General features: G+C 71.3%; 22 protein-coding genes. 12 read left to right on the forward strand and 10 right to left on the reverse strand.

The genetic code is table 11. The annotated features are described in order from the left end of the window. The coding region (locus MKL01_RS21005) for a transglutaminase-like cysteine peptidase (RefSeq protein WP_243907278.1) at positions 1-139 on the forward strand (139 nt) is incomplete at its 5' end. Positions 140-298: 159 nt separating this feature from the next. Further along, positions 299-625, forward strand: a complete 327-nt coding sequence (locus tag MKL01_RS21010) for a hypothetical protein (protein WP_243907130.1) — start codon at positions 299-301, stop codon at positions 623-625. Positions 626-746: 121 nt separating this feature from the next. Here the strand turns inward: MKL01_RS21010 and MKL01_RS21015 are convergent, their stop codons facing one another. From MKL01_RS21015 to MKL01_RS21035, 5 genes are all read right to left on the reverse strand, one after another. Then, a complete protein-coding gene (locus MKL01_RS21015; RefSeq protein WP_243907131.1) occupies positions 747-1,148 on the reverse strand; it encodes a hypothetical protein in 402 nt (133 codons plus the stop codon). Between the two features lie 287 nt (positions 1,149-1,435). Next, positions 1,436-1,918, reverse strand: coding sequence for a low molecular weight phosphatase family protein (locus tag MKL01_RS21020; RefSeq protein ID WP_243907132.1), 483 nt, complete (start codon positions 1,916-1,918; stop codon positions 1,436-1,438). A 23-nt stretch (positions 1,919-1,941) separates the two neighbouring features. After that, the gene (locus MKL01_RS21025) at positions 1,942-2,424 is read right to left on the reverse strand and encodes a UPF0262 family protein (RefSeq protein ID WP_243907133.1); all 483 of its coding nucleotides are present in this window, start codon (positions 2,422-2,424) and stop codon (positions 1,942-1,944) included. Positions 2,425-2,434: 10 nt separating this feature from the next. After that, positions 2,435-3,730, reverse strand: coding sequence for a histidinol dehydrogenase (gene hisD / locus MKL01_RS21030; protein ID WP_243907134.1), 1,296 nt, complete (start codon positions 3,728-3,730; stop codon positions 2,435-2,437). Positions 3,731-3,749: 19 nt separating this feature from the next. After that, positions 3,750-4,190, reverse strand: a complete 441-nt coding sequence (locus tag MKL01_RS21035) for a DUF2948 family protein (protein ID WP_243907135.1) — start codon at positions 4,188-4,190, stop codon at positions 3,750-3,752. Between the two features lie 190 nt (positions 4,191-4,380). Here MKL01_RS21035 and MKL01_RS21040 point away from each other — a divergent pair, with 190 nt between their 5' ends. Next, entirely contained in the window at positions 4,381-4,788 is a 408-nt protein-coding gene (locus MKL01_RS21040) for a hypothetical protein (protein WP_243907136.1), read from the forward strand. Between the two features lie 39 nt (positions 4,789-4,827). Here the strand turns inward: MKL01_RS21040 and murA are convergent, their stop codons facing one another. Together murA and MKL01_RS21050 are read right to left on the reverse strand one after the other, a co-directional pair. Next, positions 4,828-6,117 carry a UDP-N-acetylglucosamine 1-carboxyvinyltransferase gene (murA, locus tag MKL01_RS21045; protein ID WP_243907137.1) on the reverse strand — a complete coding sequence of 430 codons (1,290 nt, stop codon included), beginning with the start codon at positions 6,115-6,117 and terminating at the stop codon, positions 4,828-4,830. Between the two features lie 85 nt (positions 6,118-6,202). Next, the gene (locus MKL01_RS21050; protein WP_243907138.1) at positions 6,203-6,382 is read right to left on the reverse strand and encodes a hypothetical protein; all 180 of its coding nucleotides are present in this window, start codon (positions 6,380-6,382) and stop codon (positions 6,203-6,205) included. Between the two features lie 327 nt (positions 6,383-6,709). Between MKL01_RS21050 and hemA the strand changes: the two genes are divergently transcribed. The 9 genes from hemA to MKL01_RS21095 all read left to right on the forward strand — a co-directional run bounded on the left by hemA (position 6,710) and on the right by MKL01_RS21095 (position 13,938). Beyond that, the gene (hemA, locus tag MKL01_RS21055; RefSeq protein ID WP_279604775.1) at positions 6,710-8,005 is read left to right on the forward strand and encodes a 5-aminolevulinate synthase; all 1,296 of its coding nucleotides are present in this window, start codon (positions 6,710-6,712) and stop codon (positions 8,003-8,005) included. A 323-nt stretch (positions 8,006-8,328) separates the two neighbouring features. Continuing rightward, positions 8,329-9,126 carry an inositol monophosphatase family protein gene (locus MKL01_RS21060; RefSeq protein WP_243907139.1) on the forward strand — a complete coding sequence of 266 codons (798 nt, stop codon included), beginning with the start codon at positions 8,329-8,331 and terminating at the stop codon, positions 9,124-9,126. A gap of 70 nt (positions 9,127-9,196) precedes the next feature. Continuing rightward, on the forward strand, positions 9,197-9,742 hold the full coding sequence (locus tag MKL01_RS21065) for an adenine phosphoribosyltransferase (RefSeq protein WP_243907140.1): 546 nt from the start codon (positions 9,197-9,199) through the stop codon (positions 9,740-9,742). 216 nt (positions 9,743-9,958) lie between these two features. Then, on the forward strand, positions 9,959-10,093 hold the full coding sequence (gene rpmH, locus MKL01_RS21070; RefSeq protein WP_007558110.1) for a 50S ribosomal protein L34: 135 nt from the start codon (positions 9,959-9,961) through the stop codon (positions 10,091-10,093). Positions 10,094-10,175: 82 nt separating this feature from the next. Then, positions 10,176-10,757, forward strand: a complete 582-nt coding sequence (gene rnpA, locus MKL01_RS21075; protein WP_243907141.1) for a ribonuclease P protein component — start codon at positions 10,176-10,178, stop codon at positions 10,755-10,757. After that, positions 10,747-12,603, forward strand: a complete 1,857-nt coding sequence (yidC, locus tag MKL01_RS21080; RefSeq protein ID WP_243907142.1) for a membrane protein insertase YidC — start codon at positions 10,747-10,749, stop codon at positions 12,601-12,603. Before rnpA ends, yidC begins: the two co-directional genes overlap by 11 nt. A gap of 14 nt (positions 12,604-12,617) precedes the next feature. Then, complete coding sequence (yihA, locus tag MKL01_RS21085; protein WP_243907143.1) at positions 12,618-13,271, forward strand: ribosome biogenesis GTP-binding protein YihA/YsxC; 654 nt, start codon at positions 12,618-12,620, stop codon at positions 13,269-13,271. After that, positions 13,268-13,651, forward strand: coding sequence for a DUF423 domain-containing protein (locus tag MKL01_RS21090; RefSeq protein WP_243907144.1), 384 nt, complete (start codon positions 13,268-13,270; stop codon positions 13,649-13,651). Before yihA ends, MKL01_RS21090 begins: the two co-directional genes overlap by 4 nt. 104 nt (positions 13,652-13,755) lie before the next feature. After that, positions 13,756-13,938, forward strand: a complete 183-nt coding sequence (locus MKL01_RS21095; protein WP_243907145.1) for a hypothetical protein — start codon at positions 13,756-13,758, stop codon at positions 13,936-13,938. 57 nt (positions 13,939-13,995) lie between these two features. On the opposite strand, the gene MKL01_RS21100 is transcribed toward MKL01_RS21095, so the two are convergent. The 3 genes from MKL01_RS21100 to MKL01_RS21110 all read right to left on the reverse strand — a co-directional run bounded on the left by MKL01_RS21100 (position 13,996) and on the right by MKL01_RS21110 (position 17,343). After that, positions 13,996-15,039 carry a glycosyltransferase gene (locus MKL01_RS21100; RefSeq protein WP_243907146.1) on the reverse strand — a complete coding sequence of 348 codons (1,044 nt, stop codon included), beginning with the start codon at positions 15,037-15,039 and terminating at the stop codon, positions 13,996-13,998. Continuing rightward, positions 15,036-16,133: a glycosyltransferase gene (locus tag MKL01_RS21105; RefSeq protein WP_243907147.1), complete on the reverse strand. Its 1,098-nt coding sequence runs from the start codon at positions 16,131-16,133 to the stop codon at positions 15,036-15,038. The genes MKL01_RS21100 and MKL01_RS21105 overlap by 4 nt, the downstream gene beginning before the upstream one ends. 115 nt (positions 16,134-16,248) lie before the next feature. After that, the gene (locus MKL01_RS21110) at positions 16,249-17,343 is read right to left on the reverse strand and encodes a glycosyltransferase family 4 protein (protein WP_243907148.1); all 1,095 of its coding nucleotides are present in this window, start codon (positions 17,341-17,343) and stop codon (positions 16,249-16,251) included. Positions 17,344-17,352 lie beyond the last annotated feature (9 nt).

Below are 17,352 nucleotides of genomic sequence, written 5' to 3' on the forward strand. Positions count from 1 at the left end.
CGTGCTCGACAACAAGACCAACGCGATCCTGCCCTGGCACAAGACCGGCTACGTGTTCATCAAGCGCGAGAGCCAGGACTCCGTCGCCTGGGTGTCCCTCGGCGGCGTCACCTCGCCGGTCACCACCGCAAACCGCTGAGCCGAACCCGCCCAGGCCGGCGTGACGGCCGGGCACCGGCCGGGTCCCGTCCAAACCGAAGCCGGTGTCCCGGGCGCGCCGCCTGCTTCCCGTGGCCGCCTCTTAACCGGATGCTAACCGTGTCGGCGCCATTCCGTCCCCGGACGGAGTGCTCGATCGATGCCGCCAGCCCGCCCCGTGTCGCCGGTGTTGCCGCTCGCCGCCCTCTTGCTCGTGTGCGCCTCCTGCACGGCCCGGGCCGACGACGCGGCCGCCTCGCGGCATCAGGACTGGCGCTCCTGCCTCAGCCGCAACTTCCGGATCGAGGCGGCGCTGAGCGGGCCGGACCGGGCCGCCGACGCCGCCTTCAAAGCGTGCCGAGCCCCTGAGGACGCCTATCTCGCCGCGTTGGCGGGTTCCCCGCTCCTCGACGATGAGGATGTGGACCGCGCCCGTCCGTTGCTTGCGGGCCGGATCCGGGCTTGGCTGATCGGCGGTCGCGGCTGACGTCCGCACCGCGCGCGATGACGCCTGCCGCCCGGGCGGGCGCTCCACGCCGTCCCGGCGTTGGCCCGTGTTGTGACGCGCTCTCCTTCGATGAACCGGGACCACTGCGTCGGAGCGCGCCCTAGACGCCGCAGGCACAACAGCTTCGTACGTTGGCGATCCTGCCCTCGGGCTCGCCGTAGACGGAATCGTTTTTTCCGTACATGCGCCAGTGTCTGATCCACTGTCTGACGTAGTGCTGGCCGTTCGGCGCCGCCGCAAGCTTGTGGGCCGCCCAGCAATCGGCCAGCTTCTTCGACGATGTGTGAATGGCCAGATGGCCATAGGCGTGGACGAGGTAGAAATGGCTCGCGTCCGGGACCTGCGCATCGACCTCCTTCGCGCGCGATGGACACAGGATGATGCCATCCGGTTTGGCCGACGCGACCATGCCGGCGGTCATCGAGCAGTCCTGCGTCACCGGTACGTCCAGTAATCCGCCGGCGGGGGTCCACTGAGCGCCGGAAGTTGCGGTCAGAAGCATGTATATCGCAAACGACACATGGAATTTATACAAGTTGCGCATAGGAAATTTACCGAATCGGTCTCGACGTGATCTTTGTACCAGAAAGTCGAACCTGCGGCATTCAGACAGAAGATCTATGAACCGGATCCACGACGACGCGCCTCGGATGTCATCGGCCGCGATGTCGGGCCCGTGGGATGCAGCCGAACGCTTCGATTCCCGGAGATCTTCGGCCCGCGGGATCGGGTCCGCGCGCGCGTGCGGATGCGGGCTTGGCCCGGACCTCGAGGCGGGGCCTGCCTCCGCTAGGACTTTAGCCGGGCCTTGATCCGCTGGGTCAGCCCGTCGCGGACGTCGCGATAGGCGTCCAGGCGCTGCTCGCGGGAGGCCTCCTGCACCAGCGTCGGGTCCGGGGTCGGCCAGTACTCGACATCGGCGGCGAGGGTGTGGGTCAGGGCCAGGGCCCGGTGATGCGCCTCCGGGGCGAGGGTGATGATCAGGTCGAAGTTCAGCCCCTCCCAATCCTCCAGCTCCTCGATGGTGCGGGGACGGTGCCGGCTCGCGTCGATGCCGACCTCGTCGAGGGCGGCGATCATGAACGGGTCGGTGGGTTCGCCGGAGCGCACCCCGGCGGACTGCACGTAGGTGGACTTGCCGAAATAGGCCCGCGCGATCGCCTCCGCGGCCGCCGAACGCACCGCGTTGAAGTTGCACATGAACAGGACGGATTGGACCCGCCGCTTCTTTGGAACGGGCGGGGGGAGGGGCGTCGGAAGCGGCTCAGCCATCGCCAATCGGCGCGTAGGGCGCCCTAGCCCTTCCAGTGCAGGGCGAAGATCAGGGTGAACAGGCGCCGCGCCGTGTCGTGGTCGAGGTCGACCTTTCCCTCAAGGCGCTGTTTCAGCGTCTCGGACGCCTCGTTGTGCAGGCCGCGCCGGCCCATGTCGATCGCCTCGATCTGTGACGGCGAGGCGGTTCGGATCGCGTTGTAGTAGCTCTCGCAGATCATCTTGTAGTCGCGGATCACCCGCCGGAACGGGGTCAGCGACAGGAGGTGGGTCATCACCGGCTCGCCGTCCACGGTGGTGATGGCGAAGGACAGCTTGTTCTCGACGAGGCCGAGCGTCAGCGCGTAGGGACCTTCCCGGCCGGGGATGGTGAAGGAATTGTCCTCCAGGATATCAAATAGCGCGATCGCCCGTTCATGTTCCTGATCGGGATTGCCGCGGGCAATCGATGCCTCGTCGAGGCTCACCTTCGCGAGGCGGTTCGGCCCGCGCTGCTTCTCCGCCATCCCCAAAGCCTCACAGGTTCAACCGGATCGCGACGGAGCGGGCGTGCCCCTCCAGGCCCTCGGACCGGCCGAGGTTTATCGCCGCCGGGCCGAGCGCCCGCAAGCTCTCCGGCGTGCAGGCGAGGATCGTGGTCCGCTTCATGAAGTCGAGGACGCCCAGTCCGGAGGAGAACCGGGCCGAACGGGCGGTCGGCAGGACGTGGTTGGGGCCGCCGACGTAGTCGCCGATCGCCTCCGGCGTGTGCGAGCCGAGGAAGATCGCCCCGGCATTGCGGACCTTGGCGGCCAGCGCCTCGGCGTCCTGGGTCTCGATCTCGAGATGCTCGGGGGCGAGGCGGTCGACGAGGGGCACGGCCTCGTCGAAGTCCCGGACGCGCACGATGGCGCCGTAGTCGCGCCAGCTCGCCCGGGCGATCTCCCGGCGGGGCAGCGTGGTGAGGGCGCGCTCCACCGCGCCCTCCACGGCGTCGGCAAGTTCGGCGCTGTCGGTGATCAGGATCGCCTGGGCGGCGACGTCGTGCTCGGCCTGGGCCAGCAGGTCGGCGGCGATCCAGTCCGGATTGGCGTGGCCGTCGGCCAGGATCAGGACCTCGGAGGGACCGGCGATCATGTCGATGCCGACCTGCCCGAAGACCCGGCGCTTGGCGGCCGCCACCCAGGCGTTGCCCGGACCGACGATCTTGGCGACCGGCGCGATGGTGTCGGTGCCGTAGGCGAGCGCCGCCACCGCCTGGGCACCGCCCACCCGGTAGATCTCGTGCACGCCCGCGAGCTGCGCCGCGGCCAGGACCAGCGGGTTCATCTGGCCGTCCGGGGTCGGCACGACCATGACCACGCGCGGCACCCCCGCGACGCGGGCCGGGAGCGCGTTCATCAGGACCGAGGAGGGATAGCTCGCCGTTCCGCCCGGGACGTAGAGGCCCACCGATTCCAGCGCCGTCCAGCGCCAGCCGGCCGTGACGCCGAGGGCGTCGGTGGCCCGGTGGTCCGTCGGCCGCTGGGCCCGGTGGAAGCTCTCGATCCGCTCGGCGGCGAGGCGAAGGGCCTCCAGGGATTCGGGCGGGCAGGCCGTGACCGCCGCGGCGATCTCCGCCTCGGTGACCCGGAGGCGCGCCGTCGAGAAATCCGCGCCGAGCCGGTCGAAACGCCGGGTGAACTCGACCAGGGCCGTGTCGCCGCGGGCGACGACGTCGGCGATGATGCCGCGCACCGCCTCGTCGACGTCCTCGGCGATCTCCCGCTTCACCGTGAGCAGGCGTGCGAAGGCGGCGGAAAAACTGGGATCGCTGCTGTCGAGCCGGACCATCGGGTGCCTCTGTCTCGCGTCAGGCCGCCGTGCCGGCGGACGTGTCGATGTCGTGGCCGGGGCGGGCGACCGACTCCCAGACGGGGCCGAGATCCTTCATGCGGACCTCGATGCACTCGACCTCCAGCCGCAGCGCCGCGCCGCCGGAGAAGACGAGGTCGATATGCCCGGAGGGCGCGTCCGTCGGCTCGAAGGTGACGGCGAGCAGGCTCAGGGGGGTGGCGTCGCCCGGAGTCAGGCCGCGGCTCTTCGCCCCGCGGACGCGCTCGACGTGCACGCCCGCGAGGCGCCGCCGGGGCGGGACGTCCGGCGTCCAGTCGAAGCGCCGCACCGCCATGAGGAAGCGCTGCTCGCCGGCGAGGTAGGTCACGTCTTCCGGGCGCAGGATCGCGTCCTGCAGATGGGCGGAGATCACGGTCAGGTCTTCGGTGTCGAGGGCGGCGAGCCTGAGCAGCTCCATGCAGAGGGTCCTTGGAAGGAACGGGACGCGGGCCGAACACGGTGCGGTCGGCCCGCGGCAGGGCGTAGGTAGCGGCGCGGATCCGTTCGGGCAACGGCCGGGTCGGGGATCGCGATCCCGGACGGGCCCCAGGTTCAGCCCAGCGCCGTCGCGTACAGGGATCGGCAGGCGGGCCGAGGCGGGATCGAGGATGGGTAGACGTACGGTGTGCGCGGTCGTGGCCGCGCTGGCGCTGGGCATGCCGGCGGCCGGTCCCGCGGGCGCGCAGGTCGGCCCCGACGCGAGGCCCTACATCTACGGTCGGCCCGGCCCGGACCGCGAGGATTACGGGCCGCCCCCGCCGGGGCGTCGGCCGCCGCCGCCGCCGGCCGACGACTATGACCGGCGACCGCCTCCGCCTCCGCCCCCTCCGCCGCCCGAGGACGATTACGACCGGCCCCGTCCGCCGGGGCGCCACCGTTACGTGCGGCCCCGATGGGATGACAGCGTCTGCGCCACCGCCCGCGGCACGTGCCTGACGCGACCCGCGCCGCCGAACGCGCCCTGCGGCTGCGAGATCCCGGGCTTCGGCTACGCGCGCGGGCAGATCGAGGATTGAGGGAGCGGGGGCCCCGGAGCGGCGCCCCGTGTCAGCGCCTCACGCCCGGACCCGCTCGATCCGCGCGCCGCAGCGGCCGAGCTTGGCCTCCAGCGCCTCGAAGCCCCGGTCGAGGTGGTAGACCCGGTTGATCTGGGTCTCGCCCTCGGCGGCGAGGCCGGCGATGACCAGGGACACCGAGGCGCGCAGGTCGGTGGCCATCACGGGCGCGCCCTTCAGCCGTTCCACGCCCTCGACGATGGCGAGGTCGCCCTCCAGCCGGATCTTGGCGCCGAGCCGGGCCAGCTCCTGGACGTGCATGAACCGGTTCTCGAAGATCGTCTCGCGGATGTGCGACTGGCCCTTGGCGAGGGTCATCAGCGCCATGAACTGCGCCTGCAGATCCGTGGGGAATCCGGGGAAGGGATCGGTCGTCACGTCGACCGCCGCGAGGCCGGCGCCGTTGCGGCGGACGCGGATGCCGCCCTCGACCTGGCTGATCTCGGCCCCGGTGGTCGACAGGATGTCGAGGGCGGAGTGCAGCAGGTCGGCCCGGGTGTCCTTCAGGGTGACGTCGCCGCCGGCCATCGCCACCGCCATGGCGTAGGTGCCGGTCTCGATCCGGTCGGGCAGCACCGCATGGCGGGCGCCCCCCAGCCGGGCCACGCCCTCGATCTCGATCCGCGGCGTGCCGGCGCCGCGGATCTTGGCGCCCATCTTGTTCAGGCACTCGGCGAGGTCGACCACCTCGGGCTCGCGGGCGGCGTTCTCGATCACCGTGGTCCCGTAGGCGAGGGCGGCGGCCATCAGCGCCACGTGCGTGCCCCCCACCGTCACCTTGGGGAAGGTGATCTCGGCCCCGCGCAGGCCGTTCTTGGTCCTGGCGACCACGTAGCCGGCATCGATCTCGATCTCGGCCCCGAGCCTCTCCAGGGCCATGATCAGCAGATCGACCGGCCGGGTGCCGATGGCGCAACCGCCGGGCAGCGAGACCTTGGCCTCGCCGAACCGGGCGAGCAGCGGCGCGATCACCCAGAAGCTCGCCCGCATGGTCGAGACCAGGTCGTAGGGCGCGGTGGTGTCGATGACGTTCGAGGCGGTGAGCCGGATGGTCTGGCCGGTCTCGGTGGTCTGCCCCGGGCGCTTGCCGACGACCATGTGGTCGACGCCGTGGTTGCCGAGGATCCGCGTCAATGCGGCGATGTCGGCGAGCCGGGGCACGTTGATCAGCTCGAGCGTCTCGCCGGTGAGCAGGCTCGCGATCATCAGCGGCAGCGCCGCGTTCTTGGCGCCCGAGATCGGGATCACGCCGTTGAGCGGCGCGCCGCCGGTGATGTGGATGCGGTCCATGCTGTGTCCTCGGGCGACGCACCTGCAGGGCGCGCGGCCGGCCGAAATGCTCGCGGGCGCCGAGGCGCCCAGGCTTGGCCGTTCCCTATAGACCGGATTTGTCGGAATCAGGACCGCTTTGATCGCCCCCGTTCTCCCGGGACCGAGCCTCGTCCGGCGCCGGCACGCCCTCGGCGCGGCCGCGTCCCTGCGCCTTGCGGCGGCGCAGGTTCTCCCGGAGCGCCGCCTTCAGGCGCGCCGCCCGCTCGTCCGCGGCGCGGGTCACCGCGCGACCCTTCGTCGCCGCAAGATCGCGCGCCGAACCCGGGCAGTCGCAAGGTGGCCGCCGCCCGTCGGCGGTCGTGGCGGCATCGATGACGGCAAGATCTGCAGGGGCGTTCGACCGGTTCTGAGGCGACGAGGCTAGCGGCTTTGCACGGGCCTATCAACGGATGCAACGCAGCGATGCCGGAACCTTACCTTGAACCAGTTCCAGATCCGCGCTTATCCTCCCCCCATCACGCGAAGGACTGAACCGAGGCCGGACCTCGATCGCGGGACCGGAGCACCGCCGCGGTGCCGCCCGCATGGCCGAACACACGAAGGACGCTCGATGACCGTCACCCGGATGCCAAGCCCGATGCTCGCCCCCGCGGGATCGACGCGCGCCGGTTCTGGCTACGAGCGCTATTTCCGCGGCGCCCTGGAGCAACTGCACGGCGAGCGGCGCTACCGTGTCTTCGCCGATATCGAGCGCATCTCCGGCCGCTTTCCCACAGCGAAATGGCGTCAGCCCGACGGCAGGACCGCCGAGATCACGGTCTGGTGCTCCAACGACTACCTCGGCATGGGCCAGCACAAGGAGGTGGTGGCCGCCATGACCGACACCGCCGCCCGCTGCGGCGTCGGTGCCGGCGGCACCCGCAACATCGCGGGCAACAACTCGCCGCTGGTCGATCTCGAGCGGGAACTCGCCGATCTCCACGGCAAGGAGGCCGGCCTCGTCTTCACCTCGGGCTACGTCTCGAACCAGGCGGGCATCTCGACCATCGCCAAGCTGATCCCGGACTGCCTGATCCTGTCCGACGCCTTCAATCACAACTCGATGATCGAGGGCGTGCGCCATTCGGGCTGCGACAAGAGGATTTTCCGCCACAACGACCTTCAGCACCTCGAGGCGCTGCTGCAGGAGGCCGGCGACCGGCCCAAGCTGATCCTGTTCGAGTCGGTCTATTCCATGGACGGCGACGTGGCGCCGATCGGCCGGATCTGCGACCTGGCCGAGCGCTACGGGGCGATGACCTACCTGGACGAAGTCCACGCGGTCGGCCTCTACGGCGAACGGGGCGGCGGCATCGCCGAGCGGGACGGGGTGATGCACCGGGTCGACGTGATCGAGGGCACGCTCGCGAAGGGTTTCGGCTGCGTGGGCGGCTACATCACCGCCTCGGCGGCGATCTGCGACGCGGTGCGCAGCTTCGCACCCGGCTTCATCTTCACCACGGCGCTGCCGCCCGCGGTGGCGGCGGCCGCCCGGGCCTCCGTGCGCTACCTCAAGCGCTCCAACGTCGAGCGCGAGGCGCACCAGCGGCAGGCGGCGGCCACCAAGGCGGCCCTGACGGAGGCCGGCCTGCCGGTCCTGGAGACCGAGACGCACATCGTGCCGGTGATGGTCGGCGACGCCGAGCTGTGCAAGGCGGCGGCCGACCACCTGCTGGAGCAGCACGCGATCTACATCCAGCCGATCAACTACCCGACGGTGCCGCGCGGCACCGAGCGCCTGCGGATCACGCCCTCGCCGTTCCACGATGCCGGGCACATCGAACGCCTGGCCGCGGCTCTGACGGAGACCTGGGAGGCCCTCGACCTCCCGCGCGCCGGGACGGTGTTCGTCGAGGCGGCGGAGTAGAATCCTTCCTATTCGGGCGCTCACCGCGCATCTCCCTCCCCCCCTCCGCGGGGGAGGGCGGCCCCTCGAAGGGGGGCGGGAGAGGGGAGCGATGGTGCGGAAGAAGGCTTTGGCCACCTTGCCGGTCGCGCCCCGTCCTGAACCCGGGTTCCCCTCTCCAGACCCCTGCCGACGCAGGGGCCAGCCTCCCCCGCAGAGGGGGGAGGGGGCGCCGCGGTGCCCTTCCCGACGCGCGCCGGCAGCCCGCACGTATCCCCATCTCGTCTTTTCCGGCGCGCCCCTGTAACCACGGCGCCAAGTCTCCCTGCGAAAAGTCTTATAAAATGATCTCCTCACCGCTCATGACCGTCATGGTCGATGCCGTGCGCAAGGCCGCCCGCGGCCTGCGCCGCGACTTCGGCGAGGTCGAGAACCTGCAGGTCTCGCGCAAGGGTCCGGGCGATTTCGTCTCGGCCGCCGACCGCAAGGCCGAGGAGGTGGTGCGCGAGGCCCTGATGAAGGCACGTCCGGGCTACAGCCTCGTGCTGGAGGAGGGCGGGATCATCGAGGGCACCGACAAGAGCCACACCTGGCACGTCGACCCGCTCGACGGCACCGCGAACTTCCTGCACGGGGTGCCGCATTTCGCGGTCTCGGTCGGCCTGGAGCGCGAGGGCCAGATCGTCGCCGGCGTGATCTTCGATCCGATCAAGGACGAACTGTTCGTCGCCGAGCGCGGCAAGGGCGCCTACCTGAACAACCGGCGCCTGCGCGTCTCCGGCCGCCAGGACATGGCCGACGCGCTGGTGGCCTACGGCACGCCGTATCTCGGCCGCGGCAGCCATCCGCGCCTCCTGCGCGAGGTCGGCGCCGTCATGGCGGTGGCGGGGGGCACCCGCCGGATGGGCTCGGCGGCCCTCGACATGGCCTACGTCGCCTGCGGGCGTCTCGACGCCTACTGGGAGCGCGACCTCCAGACCTACGATTTCGCCGCCGGCGTGATCCTGGTGCGCGAGGCGGGGGGCTACGTGACCTCGGCGGACGGCGCGGCCGAGCCGCTGGCGCCGCGCTCGGTGGCCTGCGGCAACGAGGGGCTGCACCGGGAGCTCGTCGCCATCCTCAAGAAGGTGCAGGCGGCCTGAACCGCCCCAAGCTGGTCAGGGCCCCGGGCTTCTGCTTTAAGCCCGCGGTTCTCCACAAAAGGCCGAACGCATGGAAGCCCGCCGCCACGTCGCGCTGAAGGAATCGATCCGCTCGATCCCCGACTATCCCAAGCCCGGCATCATCTTCCGCGACATCACCACCCTGCTCAGCGATCCGCGGGCGTTCCGGCGGGCGGTCGACGCGCTGGTGCACCCCTACGCGGGCGGGCATATCCACCAGGTGGCCGGCATCGAGGCCAGGGGCTTCATCCTGGGGGGGGCCATCGCCCACCAGCTGTCCTGCGGGTTCGTGCCGATCCGCAAGAAGGGCAAGCTGCCCCACAAGACCGTCTCGATGGCCTACGCCCTCGAATACGGCACCGACGAGATCGAGATCCACGTCGATGCGGTGAAGCCCGGCGACCGGGTGCTGCTGGTCGACGACCTGATCGCCACCGGCGGCACCGCCACCGCCGCGGTGAACCTGCTCCAGAAGATCGGGGCCGAGATCGTGGCCGCCTGCTTCGTCATCGACCTGCCCGAGATCGGGGGCGCCCAGCGCCTGCGCGACATGGGCGTGGAGGTGCGCGCCCTGATGCAGTTCGAGGGTCATTGAGCGACCCCGACCCGGCACGGAACCTGCCGCGGAGGGGCTCCGATCGAACCCCGCGAAACGTTGACTTCGCGAGACCCTTCCGCCATAAGCCCGCCACTCGCGACGTGGCGCCCCGCCTGGGCGCCCTTCGTGTTTGCAGACAACCAAGGACGCGTGAAGGTCGGGTGCGGCATCAGCCGCCCGCGAGCGCGCCTCGACCTTTGAAGGCTCTGGGCCATGAAGAGAACCTACCAGCCGAGCAAGCTCGTCCGTAAGCGCCGCCACGGCTTCCGGGCGCGCATGGCCACCGCGGGCGGCCGCAAGGTCATCGCGCGCCGCCGCGCCCACGGCCGCAAGCGCCTGTCGGCCTAAGGCCGGCTCGGACCCTGGCGGTCGCGGCTGCCGGACGGCGGCCGCGTCGCGGGGTCGAGGATTGGCCGGGATCGAACCATCGATGGCGACGATCGAACGGCTCAGGAAACGACCCGATTTCCTGGCCGCGGCCGAGGGGCGCCGCTTCCACACGGAGCGGATGACCGCGCAGGGCCGGCTGCGGGACCCGAACGGTGTTCCCGGCCTGCGGCTCGGCTTCACCATCACGAAGCGCGTCGGCCACGCGACGGAGCGCAATCGCATCCGCCGCCGCCTCCGCGCCGCCGTGAGCCTGGTCGCCGCCGACCTTCCGGACGCACTCGCGAACCTGCCGGCCGACATCGTGCTGATCGCGCGCCGTCCGGCCCTGGATGCCGCCTTCGAGACCCTGTCGGAGGATCTGCGCCGGGCGATCCCCGCGGTGACCCGTCCGGCCGCGCCCCGCGGCGATCGGTCCTCCGGACGGTCTGGCGGGCGGGCGCCCAAGACCACACCTAACCCCCGCGATGCGCTCCGGCCCGCGCCGCCCGGCGACGCCGACATCGCTGCGTCGCAAGAGCGCGACAGAGATCCCCGAATCATGGGTGCGCACGGATCCTCCGGGACCGGCGCCGCTCCCGAGACCATTCCGAACGCGTGCGGCGGTGTCCCTGATGGGCAATGACAAGACGAACATGTTCGTGGCCATCGGCCTGTCGCTGCTGGTGCTGCTCGGCTGGCAGTACTTCGTGGCCGGCCCGCGCATGGAGCAGCAGCGCCTGATCGAGGCGCAGAACAAGGCTGCGCAGCAGCAGCAGCCCCCGGGCGTGACCCCGGACGGCGTGCCTTCGGCCTCACCCAAGGAGGGCGGCCCGGCAGCCCCGGCGCCCGGCACGCTGCCGACGCAGCAGGGCGGTCCGGTCTCCCGCGAGGCGGCCCTCGCGCGTTCGCCGCGCGTCCGCATCGAGACCCCGGCGCTGTCGGGCTCGATCGCCCTGAAGGGCGGTCGCGTCGACGACGTCGCGCTCAAGAACTACCACGAGACCGTCGACCCCAAGAGCCCGGAGATCGTTCTGTTCTCGCCGGCCGGCAGCGAGACGCCCTACTACGCCGAGTTCGGCTGGGTCGGCGCCAATGCCGGGCCGCTGCCCACCAGCGACACCCTCTGGACCAGCGACGGCCAGACGCTCTCGCCCGGCATGCCCGTCACCCTGACCTGGGACAACGGCGCCGGCCTCGTCTTCAAGCGGATCTTCGCGGTCGACGACAAGTACATGTTCACGGTCCGCGACGAGATCGAGAACAAGGGTTCGGGCGCCGTCACCCTCTACCCCTACAGCCTCGTCTCGCGCTGGGGTAAGCCGCACACGCAGGGATACTACGTCCTTCACGAGGGCATGATCGGCTATCTCGGCAACGACGGCCTGCAGGAATTCACCTACGACAAGCTCGCCAAGGTGGGCGCCTATGGCGGCGCCAATACGAAGGGCAAGGCCTGGAGCGGCGTGAGCGGCGGCTTCGTCGGCATCACCGACAAGTACTGGGCGGCGGCCGCGATCCCCAACCAGGACGCGCCCTATACCGGCGCCTTCACCGACCGCACCGACGGCACCACCAACGTCTACCAGGCGAGCGTGCGCGGCGATGCCGTGAACCTGGCAGCGGGCGCCTCGGCGACGTCGACCCAGCGCCTGTTCGCCGGCGCCAAGGAAGTCAACCTGATCAACAACTACGAGAAGGACCTCGGCATCAAGCACTTCGATCTGATGATCGATTGGGGCTGGTTCTTCTTTATCACCAAGCCGATGTTCCGGGCGCTGGACTTCTTCTACCACCTGTTCGGCAATTTCGGCGTCTCGATCCTGGTGGTGACCTTCTGCCTGAAGCTGCTGTTCCTGCCGATCGCCAACCGCTCCTACGTGTCCATGGCCAAGATGAAGGCCGTGCAGCCCGAGATGGCGGCCATCCGCGAGCGGTACAAGGACGACCGCATGAAGCAGCAGCAGGCCACGATGGAGCTGTACAAGAAGGAGAAGATCAATCCGGTCGCCGGCTGCTGGCCGGTGCTGATCCAGATCCCGGTCTTCTTCGCGCTCTACAAGGTGCTGTTCATCACCATCGAGATGCGCCACGCGCCGTTCTTCGGCTGGATCCACGATCTCGCCGCCCCGGATCCGACGAGCATCGTCAACCTGTTCGGCCTGCTGCCCTTCCCGGCGCCGGACTTCGTCCATCTCGGCGTCTGGCCGCTGATCATGGGCGTGACCATGTTCGTGCAGATGAAGATGAACCCCGCGCCGCCGGACCCGGTCCAGGCGCAGATCTTCACCTTCATGCCGATCGTGTTCACCTTCATGCTGGGCTCGTTCCCGGCCGGCCTGGTGATCTACTGGGCCTGGAACAACACCCTGTCGGTGACGCAGCAATACGTCATCATGCGGCGCAACGGCGTGAAGGTAGAGCTGTGGGACAACCTGCGGAACACGTTCCGGCGCGGCAGCGGCACCAAGACGGCCGCGACCAAGGGCTGACGGGCGGGACTGCCGTGACACAGAATGACGACGACGCGGCCGGTCTCGTGGAGGCCGGCCGTCTCCTGTTCGCCGGGGCGGCCGATTTCTACGCGGCGGCCCAGACCCTGGACCGGCTGCCGCCCATGGAGGGGGTCGAGATCGCCTTCGCGGGCCGCTCGAACGTCGGCAAGTCGAGCCTGATCAACGCGCTCACCGGCCGCAACACCCTGGCGCGGACCTCGCACACGCCGGGGCGGACGCAGCAGCTCAACTTCTTCCGGATCGGCGAGCGCCTGTCGCTGGTCGATATGCCGGGCTACGGCTACGCCGCCGTCGAGAAGGCCAAGGTCGAGGCCTGGACCCGGCTGATCCATGCCTACCTCAAGGGCCGCTCCAGCCTCGCCCGGGTGTTCATGCTGATCGACGCCCGCCACGGCTTCAAGTCGATCGACACCGACGTCCTCGACGGCCTCGACAAGGCGGCGGTGAGCTATCAGGTCGTGCTGACCAAGGGCGACTCGCTCAAGAAGGGCGAGGTGGCGGACCGCATCGCGGGGATCGAGGCCGGGCTCGCCCGGCGCCCGGCCGCCTACCCGCAGGTGATCCTCACGTCGAGCCGCGACGACAGCGGCGTTCCGGAACTGCGCGCGGCGATCGCCAGGCTCCTGGTCGAGCGCGGGGCATGAGGCTCGCGGGCCTCGACCGCACCCTCGCCGCGCTGGCCTGCCTCGCGGGCCTCCTCGGTGTCGCGCTCAGTGCCGCCGCGGCCCATATCCCGGGGGCGGACTCGCTGAAGACGGCGGCGCAGTTCCTGCTGTTCCACGCGCCGGCGATCCTGGCCCTCGTCGGGTTCGGCGCGGCCGGTTGGGCGCGGCCGGCCCTCGCCCGGGCGGCGGCGGGACTGCTGATCGTCGGGCTGGTCCTGTTCTGCGGCGATCTCTCGGTGCGGGCGTGGCTGCAGCACCCGCTCTTCCCGATGGCCGCCCCGACCGGAGGCTTCGCCCTCATGGGCGGCTGGCTCGTCGGGATCCTGTGGGCGCTCGTGCCGGGTCGCCGCAGCGCCTGACGCCGTCGCACGGGGCTGCCGTCTCGGCGATGTTCCGTCCTGCAACCCGGAGGCGGCGGCCACGTTGTCGATGCGGTGATGGTGTCGCGACGCGGGTGGGATCGATGAGCATCTTTCAGATCAAGCAGACGAAGAGCGGCGCCGTGCTCTGGACGGGCGCGGCCGACGACGAGCAGACGGCTCTCGATGCCATGGCGCGCGAGGCCGGATATCGCGACTTCTCGGCCATCCCGGACGCGATCCGGGCCGACGGGATCCAGGCCTCGAAGCTCGACCTGATCTCGTAAGGCGCTCCACCGGAACGCTGAGCCGACCGGGCGCCCGTCGCGGATGGGCGCCCGCACTCAGCTCCGGATCGCCCCCCGGGCGAGGGCCTCGATCGCGGCGGCGCAGGCGCGCACCGCATCCGGGTTGTGCAATCCGCCGATCACGGACGGATCGAGCGCCAGACCCGCCCGGATCAGGTCCGGCCATGCCGCCGCCGGGGGCCAGCCCTCGTGCACGATCGCGGCGCCGAGGCGGGCGAGCGCGGCGGCCTTCTCGGTCTGCTCCCCGTAGGCCCGCTCCTCCGGGAGGCAGAGGAAGCGCTTGCCCTGCGCGGCCGCGAGCGCGACCACGCCGTCGCCGCCGCCGCCGACCAGAAGGGCCGCCCGCGCCACCCGCGCCTCGACATCGGGGACCCAGCCGTGCAGGTGCAGGTTGTCGGGCATCTCACCGGCCCCCGAGACCGGCCCCAGGACGTGCCAGGGCCGGTCGGGCACGGATCGGGCCGCCGCCGCGAGCTGCGCCACGTCGCCGCCCGCACCACCGCGGCCGAACACCACCACGATGTCCCGGCCGGCCTCGGTCACGGCGTGAGCCGGCGCTCCGAGGAACCCGGCATAGAGCGTCTTCGCCCTCACCCAGTCCGGCACGCCTGCGCCATCGAGCGCTTCGGGGAAAGCGGCGAGCACCCGCGTCGCGCTGCGGAAGGCCTCCAGATGCGGCGGGTCGGTCCGTGTGCCGGCGAGCCGGACCACCAGGGTCGGCACCGACAGCAGGCGCGCGAACAGCGTCACCTCCACCGAGACGTCGACCACGATGAGCGCCGGATCCGTCCGCTCCGCCCAGGCGGCGATGCGGGCCATCCGGGCGCGAAGGCCGCGATGGTTCAGGGGTGCGTAATGCAGCGCCTCGGGCCGCTCCGACGTGCCGTCCCGGCCGTCAAAGGCCGCGTCGCCGAGCGGCCGGTCGTCGGGCAGGTCGAGGATGTCGAGACCGGCCGTGTCGAAGCCCGTGAGCGTGCCGAGGATCGTGCAGGGGCGCGGCAGGGCGGCCGCCACCGCCCGGGCCCGCTGGAAATGGCCGGCGCCCTGATGGTGGACGTACCAGCCGATCCCGCGGGTCACGCGGCGTCCCTCAGGGCGCGCGCCAGGGTGTCGAGGTCGGCGAGCGCCTGGTCGAGGGGGCATTCCCGCGCCGGCGGGCTGCGCGAGTCGAGGATCCGGTCGGCCCGCTCCACGAAGGCGATGTCGTTCGGGCAGTCGCCGACCGCCGCGAGGTCGTCGGCGCCGAGCCCGAGCCGCGCGCAGGCGGCGGCGCGCGCCGGCGACGGCAGGTGGAAGACCCGGCGCAGCGCCGCCCGGCGCAGGATCAGCGCCTGCCAGTGGCCGGCCTCGGGCAGGAGATAGGCTTCGCCGCCGAGGACTCGGGCGCGGCGCGCCATCTCGCTGGCCATCCCGCCGTCGACCCGGCCCTGGTGGCGCGTCGAGACCATCACGTGCACGTCCGGACAGTGGCGCAGGCGGGCGCCGTGCGCGCGCAGCAGCCCGACGAGGGCGTTGTCCTCGCCGCAGGGCAGCGGCGGCAGGCCGCCGACCGCGCGGTACAGCGCGGCCGGAACCGCGAGGCTCGCCCCGGTGTGATCGCCGTGGCGCGGAGCGGGGTCGTGCGGAGGCGGGTCGAGGAGGTCTTCCAGGCGCCGGACGCCCGACCAGTAGCGCTCGATGCGCGCGTGCAGAGCCGCGAGTTCCGGGTCCGCCGCCCCGTCATCCTCGTCGATCACGAGCCGGCCGCCGACCACGTCGGCGGATTCGAGCGCCTGCAGGTTGGCCGCCACCCAGTTGGCCGGCAGGCGGGCATCCGCGTCGGTGGTGAGGAGGATCCCGTCCGGGATTCCGTCGGCCGCGAGCCAGTCGGCGCCGGCGTCGAGCGCCATGCGCCGCGCCGTGCCGACATGCGCCTCGGCGCCGGTGAGCTCCACCGCGATCAGGCGCAGCGCGAGCGTCGCCAGGATGCCTGAGGCCTCGACCTCCCGGACCGCCGCGACGGTCCCGTCCGTGCAGCTGTTGGCGAGGACCACGACCCGGAGCGGAGCCCGGACCGAGACGCCGGCCTGCGCGGCCAGGGAGGCGAGAAGGCGCGGCAGACGCTCCGCCTCGTTCCGGGCGGGAATGCAGACGACGCAGGGCGGCGGGGCCGGTCGGCCGGGTTCGGCGGTCATGTCAGGTCTCCCAGGGTTCCGCCGTCATCGGCGGACAGGGCTCTCGCAGGTCGGCACGATCGTCGTCCCGGGCCGCTGCTGCCACCCGCGTCCCTCCGGGACGAGACCGGGCCGTTCAGCCCCGTCTCCCGGCGACGCGCAGGGCGGGCTGCGCCCGCTCGGAGCAGCGCGCGATCACGGCATCGTAGGCTTCCAGGTAGCGATCGGTCATGGCGGTCGCGTCGTAGAGCGCCTCGGCCCGGTCGCGGCAGGCCCGGCGCGACAGGCCGGCGGCCTCGCGGATCGCGATCGCCAGATCCTGCGGATCGTCCGGACGGGCAAGCCGACCGCAGGACGCGTCGAGGATGTCGGGCATGGCGCCCCGGCGGAAGGCGGCCACCGGCGTGCCGCAGGCGAGCGCCTCGGCCACGACCAGGCCAAAGGGCTCCTCCCAGCGCGGCGAGACGATCGCCACGCGGGCACGGCCGATATGATGGGCGAGATCCCGGTGCGGGAGGTGGCCGAGATGGGTCAGGTCCGGCCCGAGCCGGGGCGCGATCTCGGCGGCCCAGTAGCTCGGATTGAGGATGGGTCCCGCGAAGGTCAGCGGCAGCCCGGCGGCCCGTGCGGCGTCGATGGCGAGGTGCAGCCCCTTCTCGGGCACGATCCGGCCGGACCAGAAGGCGAAGGGTGGAGCGTCGGTCTGCTCCGAGAACGCGAAGGTCGAGAGGTCGACGCCGTTGTCGATCACCTGCGCGCCGGGAACGAGCCGGGCCCATTCCTGGGCGAGCGATGGCGAGACCGCCAGGAACGCCATGTCGGGATCGGCCTGCACGACGCCGGCGACGAGGGACTCGAAGGGCGGCGTGTGCAGGACCGTGATCCAGGGCAGGCCGAGCCGGGCGCTCTCGCGTAGCGGCAGGGCGTGCAGGGAATTGTTGTGGACGAGGTCGAAGCCGCCGGCCGCGATCATCTCCATCATCCGCCGATAGGCGTTTTCCTCGGCCCGGTCGATCGCCTCCTCGTGCTCCGGATCCAGGAGGGCATCGCCGGTGGGTTCGCAGAGCATCACGGGATCGAGCGCGGGGTCCGAGCCGCGGCTGGCGAACAGCGTCACATCGTGCCCGCGCCGCCTGAGCGCGACGGTGAGGAGATGCGTGTGCATCTCCAGGCCGCCGGCGTAGGGCTGGCCGATCGGGTATTTCAGATGTGCGAGGACGGCGATCTTCACGCGCGCACC

The sequence above is a fragment of the Methylobacterium sp. J-070 genome, assembly GCF_022829385.1.
Taxonomy (GTDB): Bacteria; Pseudomonadota; Alphaproteobacteria; order Rhizobiales; family Beijerinckiaceae; genus Methylobacterium.

Excerpts from the sequence above, each read along its gene's own strand:
- MKL01_RS21065 (WP_243907140.1), top strand. The coding sequence starts at position 9,197 with ATGGAAGCCCGCCGCCACGTCGCGCTGAAGGAATCGATCCGCTCGATC.
- rpmH (WP_007558110.1), top strand. The coding sequence starts at position 9,959 with ATGAAGAGAACCTACCAGCCGAGCAAGCTCGTCCGTAAGCGCCGCCAC.
- MKL01_RS21025 (WP_243907133.1), bottom strand. The coding sequence starts at position 2,424 with ATGGCGGAGAAGCAGCGCGGGCCGAACCGCCTCGCGAAGGTGAGCCTC.
- MKL01_RS21035 (WP_243907135.1), bottom strand. The coding sequence starts at position 4,190 with ATGGAGCTGCTCAGGCTCGCCGCCCTCGACACCGAAGACCTGACCGTG.
- rnpA (WP_243907141.1), top strand. The coding sequence starts at position 10,176 with ATGGCGACGATCGAACGGCTCAGGAAACGACCCGATTTCCTGGCCGCG.
- hemA (WP_279604775.1), top strand. The coding sequence starts at position 6,710 with ATGACCGTCACCCGGATGCCAAGCCCGATGCTCGCCCCCGCGGGATCG.
- MKL01_RS21010 (WP_243907130.1), top strand. The coding sequence starts at position 299 with ATGCCGCCAGCCCGCCCCGTGTCGCCGGTGTTGCCGCTCGCCGCCCTC.
- MKL01_RS21020 (WP_243907132.1), bottom strand. The coding sequence starts at position 1,918 with ATGGCTGAGCCGCTTCCGACGCCCCTCCCCCCGCCCGTTCCAAAGAAG.
- murA (WP_243907137.1), bottom strand. The coding sequence starts at position 6,117 with ATGGACCGCATCCACATCACCGGCGGCGCGCCGCTCAACGGCGTGATC.
- hisD (WP_243907134.1), bottom strand. The coding sequence starts at position 3,730 with ATGGTCCGGCTCGACAGCAGCGATCCCAGTTTTTCCGCCGCCTTCGCA.
- MKL01_RS21060 (WP_243907139.1), top strand. The coding sequence starts at position 8,329 with ATGATCTCCTCACCGCTCATGACCGTCATGGTCGATGCCGTGCGCAAG.
- yidC (WP_243907142.1), top strand. The coding sequence starts at position 10,747 with ATGGGCAATGACAAGACGAACATGTTCGTGGCCATCGGCCTGTCGCTG.
- MKL01_RS21095 (WP_243907145.1), top strand. The coding sequence starts at position 13,756 with ATGAGCATCTTTCAGATCAAGCAGACGAAGAGCGGCGCCGTGCTCTGG.
- MKL01_RS21015 (WP_243907131.1), bottom strand. The coding sequence starts at position 1,148 with ATGCTTCTGACCGCAACTTCCGGCGCTCAGTGGACCCCCGCCGGCGGA.
- MKL01_RS21090 (WP_243907144.1), top strand. The coding sequence starts at position 13,268 with ATGAGGCTCGCGGGCCTCGACCGCACCCTCGCCGCGCTGGCCTGCCTC.
- MKL01_RS21040 (WP_243907136.1), top strand. The coding sequence starts at position 4,381 with ATGGGTAGACGTACGGTGTGCGCGGTCGTGGCCGCGCTGGCGCTGGGC.
- MKL01_RS21105 (WP_243907147.1), bottom strand. The coding sequence starts at position 16,133 with ATGACCGCCGAACCCGGCCGACCGGCCCCGCCGCCCTGCGTCGTCTGC.